General features: G+C 37.8%; 4 protein-coding genes and 1 pseudogene. 3 read left to right on the top strand and 2 right to left on the bottom strand.

The window, feature by feature from the left end; translation table 11 throughout:
• Together CUS89_RS15380 and CUS89_RS16170 are read left to right on the top strand one after the other, a co-directional pair.
• A pseudogene (locus CUS89_RS15380) lies at positions 1-333 on the top strand (hypothetical protein); the annotation flags it as partial.
• A gap of 263 nt (positions 334-596) precedes the next feature.
• Positions 597-746: a hypothetical protein gene (locus CUS89_RS16170; RefSeq protein ID WP_010735353.1), complete on the top strand. Its 150-nt coding sequence runs from the start codon at positions 597-599 to the stop codon at positions 744-746.
• Positions 747-1496: 750 nt separating this feature from the next.
• Here CUS89_RS16170 and CUS89_RS15375 read toward each other — a convergent pair.
• Positions 1497-4322 (bottom strand): endo-beta-N-acetylglucosaminidase, encoded by a 2826-nt coding sequence (locus CUS89_RS15375; RefSeq protein ID WP_104872743.1) that lies wholly within the window; start codon positions 4320-4322, stop codon positions 1497-1499.
• Between the two features lie 354 nt (positions 4323-4676).
• Positions 4677-5483 carry a MerR family transcriptional regulator gene (locus tag CUS89_RS15370; protein ID WP_104872742.1) on the bottom strand — a complete coding sequence of 269 codons (807 nt, stop codon included), beginning with the start codon at positions 5481-5483 and terminating at the stop codon, positions 4677-4679.
• A gap of 419 nt (positions 5484-5902) precedes the next feature.
• On the opposite strand from CUS89_RS15370, the gene CUS89_RS16505 reads away from it, so the two are divergent.
• Complete coding sequence (locus tag CUS89_RS16505) at positions 5903-6919, top strand: hypothetical protein (protein WP_258082447.1); 1017 nt, start codon at positions 5903-5905, stop codon at positions 6917-6919.
• Positions 6920-7268 lie beyond the last annotated feature (349 nt).

Below are 7268 nucleotides of genomic sequence, written 5' to 3'. Positions count from 1 at the left end.
GAAGAACAAGCGAAACTTGAGGCGGAAAAGAAAGCACAGGAAGAACAAGCGCGTCTCGAAGCTGAACAGGCAGCACAAGCACAGGCAGCGGAACAAGCCCGTATTGCTGAAGAAGCTCGTGTAGCCGCTGAACAAGCAGAAGCCCAACGCGTGGCACAAGAACAAGCAGCCGCAGCTCAAGCGCAACAAGCACAAGCAAATGAAGCGCAAGTTTTAGTTACCAGAACTGGAGCAAAGTACCACACGCATAAATGCGGAAATGGAAACTATTATCCAGCGACAATGAGTGAAGCATTGGCACGCGGATTGACTCCTTGCGAAAAATGTTACTAATATAATTTAAGCAGTATATGAAATGATCACTACTGATCTCGTATACTGTTTTTTGTTAACTTCACTATCTGATATAAATCCTATTCACTTTCATATCCTCCTACCCAATTTTTTCAAATCAACGATTGCCTTCAAACAATAATGATTATTATTTAATAAAAATACAGTTGATTCAATTCAACTATCTGTGCTATAATAGTTATGGAATTTCGTTATCAACGTATCGTTGCCTTTCAACAGAACAACAAGAAAGGAGAATGACTATGACATTCTATAACAAAGAATTACAATATCGTGTCACTCTTAATACCGATTTGAATCTTTTCGTCGTGTTCGACAAAGAAGATAGCAATCGTGTAGCGACTGGTGTAACGATCGAACAAGCAGTGCAAGAACTTAAAAAATCCGCATAGGAGTGAAAACCTCGAATGGACGATTGCAACTCTAGTTCACAATAAGACACCTACTTGAAAGGTCAAAGTAGGTGTCTTAAATTTTACATACGTGATGAACCCCTCTCTTTCTACATATAATTGCGAAAATCGAATGATTCTATCTGATTTTTTATCCCATTTTTTCAATCGTTGGATCATATCCTTAGTTGCTTGAATAAGTTCCTTAGCGCAACAATCTTTAACTAATCCTTACAATCTTTTTTGCTTTATGCTAAAATTTCTTTTTTAAGATAAAATGTATTTTATCTGTAGAAGCCGTTTACAAGGAGGTCTGGAAGTGAAAACAGCGATAGCTCATTCTTCATGTGACACAAGAAATTGACGCTTAGATGTTTTCAGTATGATATGGAAAAGAATCTAACTGCGTGCACATTATTATTATGTTTGATTATTGGATTGGCTTTATTACTTTTTAATGTGATTAGTTGGACAACCTATTTTGTTGTGCTATTAATCGTTGCTGGATTGACTTTTTTTGAAAAAAAACGTCGTTCAAACCTAAAGAAATAAAGCTCTTGCGATTAAGGAAAAATGATAGAAACTGTACTAGAAATATATAGTTTAAAAAAATAAGCGTCACCTTTACGAACATCATTTCTATGTTTTCGTAAAGGATGACGCTTATTTTATGGAGAAATTGTTTTTGACATCAGATAGATCAATTTATAGAAGTCATACAATGACAAATACGCTTTTTTAACCCATAAGTTAGTGTAATAATTCTGGCAAACCAAATACTCCAAACCCATAGATTCTTGCTGCGGTGTCTGATCCTTGTGTTGGTTTCTCAATACGTAATCGGACATATCGTGCAGATCGTACCGCAAAAGTCTCAAGGGAGTGACTTGTTGTATTATTCGTTGTCTTGGCAACTTCTGTATATACTTCTCCATCTTCACTTATTTCGATCGCATATGATTTTGTATTCATATCCGGACTTTCTCCACCTGCTTGCGCATGGTCTATACGAACTTCACTAATGGTTTGAACATGCCCTAAATCAAGTGTCAATTCATGTGGTGGCGTTCCCGTTGCACACCACTTAGTCGTCAAGTCGCCATCTATTGCAAAATGAGGTGCTTCCGCTTCATTCGTGTAAGAGGAAGCGATCGCTTTCGCGTTTCGTGATAACAGCGGTAACTCCGTTGGTACTTTATTAGAAATTGTGATCAAACCGATTTTTTCGACAGGTGTCTCCCCTGCTTGATTGCTTGCCGTTAATTTTACTTTATAAACACCTTCTTTGTCATATGTGACAACTGGTGAATTTTCATGACTTGTCGTGATATCCCCACCTTCAAATTCCCAAGTAACCGTTTCGGTATTTAAGGAAGATGTGTTTGTAAAAGTAATCGCTGACCCTGGAGCGGCTAGGGTTCTCGAAGCAGTAAAATCAGCTCTTGGCACTTTATTGTCCGGCCAATCAAAGGAAACGACCTCTGATGGTTCACCTTGATTACCCAACACATCTACAGGCACGACAATCAATTTTGTTTGCGTAGTGTCTAAGGTTCTTTCAAGAGCATTGATATAATGATTCGTAGCTGGTGTTGCTCCTAAGAAAGATGTTGAGTTGTCAGGATTCACTCGGTAGATTTCATAATAACTCGCTTGACTCTCCGTCTCATCCCAAGCAAGTCGTATGCCAGCGTATCGCCCTTCCTCTTCATCAAACACAACATCTTCAAGCGTCAGTCCTGACACTTTTGTGGTTTGAGGTTCCTTTCCATCTGTCAGAGCTAATTGACCTAAGTGTAACGCGTAATCCGACTGAGTTTCTGAAGAAGCAAGCTGATAAGAAAGGGTGTTGATTTTTTCTCCTGCCAACTGACTGACATCATAGCTGACAGTTGTCCAATCCCGACCGATTGGTTCACTTGCTGAGATGATTTCTTTTCGCCCGTCAGCCATTTCCAGAACTAAGTCAAGCTGACTGATGCTCGTTGCTTTTGCCGTTGTTGTGATAGAAGTTTTATCGGAAATGATTCCATCCATTCGGTAAAGTTTGATTGTACTTATTGCCTCGTTCTCCATACTCCCTTTAAGAAGCAAAGAATTTCCGCCACGAAACGCCTCATCGTAATCCATCTCAACTGCTAATTGATTTTCACCTTGATGTTCAAAGATCCAACGATACGTTGGCAACACGTCCTGCATACTGCGATTATTCCACGCTAGATCCGATACTTTTTTTCCATTGATGAAGTATCCATACCCATTCCCCATACTAAAATTCGTTACAAAAGGAACGCTGGTGATAGCACTCTGTTCTACTGCATACGTAGAGATCCCAGGCCATTCTTTTTCTACCGGCGTCTTCCCTTTCGTCGGATCACCTTGTTCATTGACCCAAAAACGCATTTCACGACGTTGAAAATCAGCAGAATCACTTGCTGATGTGTACGTCCAACTTGGCACATACAGACCTAACGAAGTATATGGAGTGCCAGTTTCATCTGCGAAGAGCCGCCAGTTCACTGGAGTATCATACCCATTTTGTTGGACATCGATTCCCGCATATAATTGATAAGGATCGATCCCTAATTCATTGGCTTTCTTCTTTGAAGCTTTCAATAATTCTTGGCTCGCTAAACGATCGGTATTCCACCAAAAATTCAAAAACATGCTATCTGCTACAGGATTCATTTCCGCGTCGACTAAAAAGGCTTGGTTTTTATCCGTCAATGCATTTTGCCAATCCATCTTCCCTTCCGAAGTCATCGAATCATACCACATGATATCTAAAGTTGCTGCTTTTTGTTTGAATTGTTTGATGAATTCTTGCATCAAATCCGCATGTTCTTTACTCAATCCTCCTGCCGCATTTGCCCCTTCTACCTTTTTCTGACCATTCGCATCATCAAAGCTTGTGACTACGGTGTCTGTTTCTTGATTGATAAACCAGCCATCAAACCCATATTGGTTAGCTACTTCGATCAATTGATCGACTAAAGGAAAGGTACCATCCTCATCTTTTTGCAAGAATGTATCCAACCATTCGATTTTCCCTCCATGAGTGCTTTGAGGAAAAAAGACCGTGCCTGATACCGGCACACCATTTTTATGGGCCGCATCAATAACATCAGGACTTGGTGGCACAATGATCCCTTCACCAGACGAACCACCCCAATACACAAGTTGATCGATATACTGCCAATTGGAAAACACATTGGCATCAAAAGTATTGATACCCCTTGGCGCATTCCCACTTGTACTGCTATTCATGATCGATAAAGCGACCACTTTCATTTCTGGTTTTTGCGTGTCATTTGAAGTTGCCAGTGCCTTTTTATCGATCCGATTTGCCAAGGGCACTTTGCTGACATTATAAGGTGCATCCGGATCTTTAGAAAATTTCCATTCTAACAATTCTTCAGGAAACCAGTAAGACGATTCCGGCTGATTATCCATCCCTCGTTGATAAGTTGCTGCTTCTGTTTCTTTATAATCAAACGTTTTAGACTCTGCGTGATACGTTGTCCCACTACCAATTGCACTTGCTATTACTACTGCACAAAAAAGTCCGACTACCATTTTTTCTTATCCTTCATCTCCGCTCCTCCTAAATTTAATTGATTCACAAAAATGATAACGTTTTCTTGATTGCGGGTATATGAACAAAGCATAGAACTTTCACAACAAATTATAGGTAACTTGAACAAAAAAACTGATTTTGACCACCTATCAAAATCAGTTTTTGTATTGTTGATCCGCTATTATGCTGCTTTACGATTGATTTTATTTGTAACTCTCATGAGACCAATCAAATCTAATAAAACTTGAATTGTTGGTCTGCGTGATTAGTTCCTTCAACGTAATTTCCTTTATTCATGGAGAAATTTCCCTCAACATTTTGACTTTTCGTCATTGTTCAGTGCTGACGGATTCTCAATCATTCATTCCATCGTTGAAAACACGGATCTCATAAACGATTTCTTCTAATGTTCCAGTGGAAGCTTCTGCTTCAACCGCAAGAATAGTCGACTTTTTTTCAAATATTGCTGGAAACAACTCTGGAAGGCGCTCGCCGTAACTTTTAGGACTAAACCGACATGCATATTCTCCACTAGGTAAAACCTTAATATTTTTACCGATATTTTTTGTAGGCTTGATTTCTATATACATATACTGTTGCATGTTTTTATCAATAAATTCATAAAGAATACCAAAATCATATAAAGGCTCATACCCCTCTTCCATCGAGCGATCAAACAAATTGGCTGCTTCTGTATAAAGTGTCTTTTTGTTATCAGTCGATTGGTAAGGAAAAACATATAAATATTTTTCTGATAATTGGCGGAGATGTTGCTTTTTAGAATTTCTGTATTTTTTTAATAATTTGATTTCCTCTTTGACCTCTTGCATCCCTTTTAAATTTTGTTGAAGTAATTCGATTTTTTGCTTCATCAATTCTTCACTATATGATAAAAAAGATAGATAATCGATGGAATTATTTGGATCACTAAAGCGATGCAGTTCTTTCAATGGTAAACCAATCTCTACACACGCTTGAATCAGCTCGACCGCGCTCACTTGGGCTAAGGAATAGTAGCGATAGCCAGAATCTGGATTGATGTATACCGGCAACAGCACTCCGACTTGTTCATAGTATCTTAATGATTTAATATTGACCCCAGTTATTTTCGCTAATTCTCCGATGGTCAACAATTCACTTCTTTTGTCCGTTTCTCTCATTATAATTCTCCTACATGATAATAATCTTTAATATCAAGTGTTCAGATACTGATTATATCATAAACTATTTTTATATATTATATTTTATCGTTATTTTTTAATCTAAAATCATTCACTTATATTCCTTTGTTCAGTATTTTTTCACTAAGAAATTTTGATAAATAGCTATATTTATACCATTTTAAAATCACCTTTATTTTAGTTCTATATTAAAAAACAAACGTACTCTTAACACAACTTGTATTATTCATTAGATAAAGATATAATATTAATGTGTTTTCGATGAAGAATAAAAAAAGTCCAAATTCAAATAAGTTTTTAAAAAAATGAATAGGCTTTCGCACTTGGTTATTAGTCTACTTTTTTTGGTAACTACTACATTTACATAGTAGTCAAAATAATTTTTTTGGGGGAAAAAAATGAAAAAAATCGTTAGTCGTTCCATGTTATTGTTCGTTCTACTATTTCTAGCTGCCTGCGGAAAGCAAGTCAGTGTTGATGACCTGAAAGCCAATGATTGGTTGATTGAAGAATTAGAGGAAGTAGACATGATTGCCTCTTTCTCAAATCATGTCGTATCGTTTCGCATTGATCCTTCTTCTTACCAATCGACCGCTACCAATGAATGGGAAGCTTTGGGTGAAGAATTTGCGAAAAGCATGCTTGAAGAATTTCAATATAAGTTTGAATACACGTTAGAAGGAAATACCATGACCTGGGAAAACGACGGGGAAACAGGCAAGTATACAGTAACAAAAGAAGATAAAAATATTATTCTCACACCTACCAAAGATAACGAGGAAGATAAAAAACTTGTTCTGAAGCCATATGATAAAAGTAAAACAGCAACATCTTCCACTTCTTCAGACAGCTCCACAACTGATTCAGAAGAAACAGATGGTTCGTCTCTGGTAGATATCACAGATAACTCAACTGAATTAAGCGGATCGGAGGACGCATCAGGTGATTCTGCTTTTGGCAAACGTTCAAACCCTGTGCCCCTCGACAACCCGATCACGTTCGATACTGTTTATTATGATGACGAATACGAAGAAATCGACACAAATCTTTCCCTATCGATCAGTAACGTTGTCCGTGGTGAAGAAGCGTATAATTATATGATCAGCATGGATGAGTACAACGAACCCGCACCAGAAGGAAAAGAATGGGTAGTTTTTGATGCAGAGCTAACTGTCAATAAAGGGAGCCAAAATGATCCGTATCGTGCTTTTTCTAGATTCGTACCAGTTAGTTCAACTGGAGAAGAAGTCAACCAGGAAAGTTATAGCTACTTAGGCAACGAAGAATTTGGAAACAAAGATTTGTACGAAGGTGGAACAGACAAAGGTAAAGTCGCATTGCTCGTTCCGATTGGTGACGATACGCTTATCGAATTTAATGATTTTACAAATAGGATTTTTTTCAAATTACAGTAGCCTTTGAAAAGCAGCAATAAAACGTGCTAGAGATCATAAAAAGTCATTGCCAGCTGACAGTAGCTGACCAGTCAAGATATCCCATGAGTACAACACTCTGAGAAATAATTATCACTCGATCCAATTTACTCGTTCTAACTAGTTTCGTTCATAACAGAGAAAAAGAACCCATCTAAACCAATACGTAGATGGGTTCTTTTGTCTCTTTTTTTATTATCATCTGCTGAAAACTTTTAAAAGTCTTTTCCACTACATGTAAAACAAATGTATCAGCTTTAAAACGTGTCTGGGCATTGGTTCTCATGCACCACCAAAAACCGAATAAACGATGGGAACAGAAGTAACCTCT

Origin of the sequence: Enterococcus mundtii (assembly GCF_002947535.1) — a bacterium.
Taxonomy (GTDB): Bacteria; Bacillota; Bacilli; order Lactobacillales; family Enterococcaceae; genus Enterococcus_B; species Enterococcus_B mundtii_B.
This window is presented reverse-complemented; position numbering and strand designations above follow the sequence as displayed.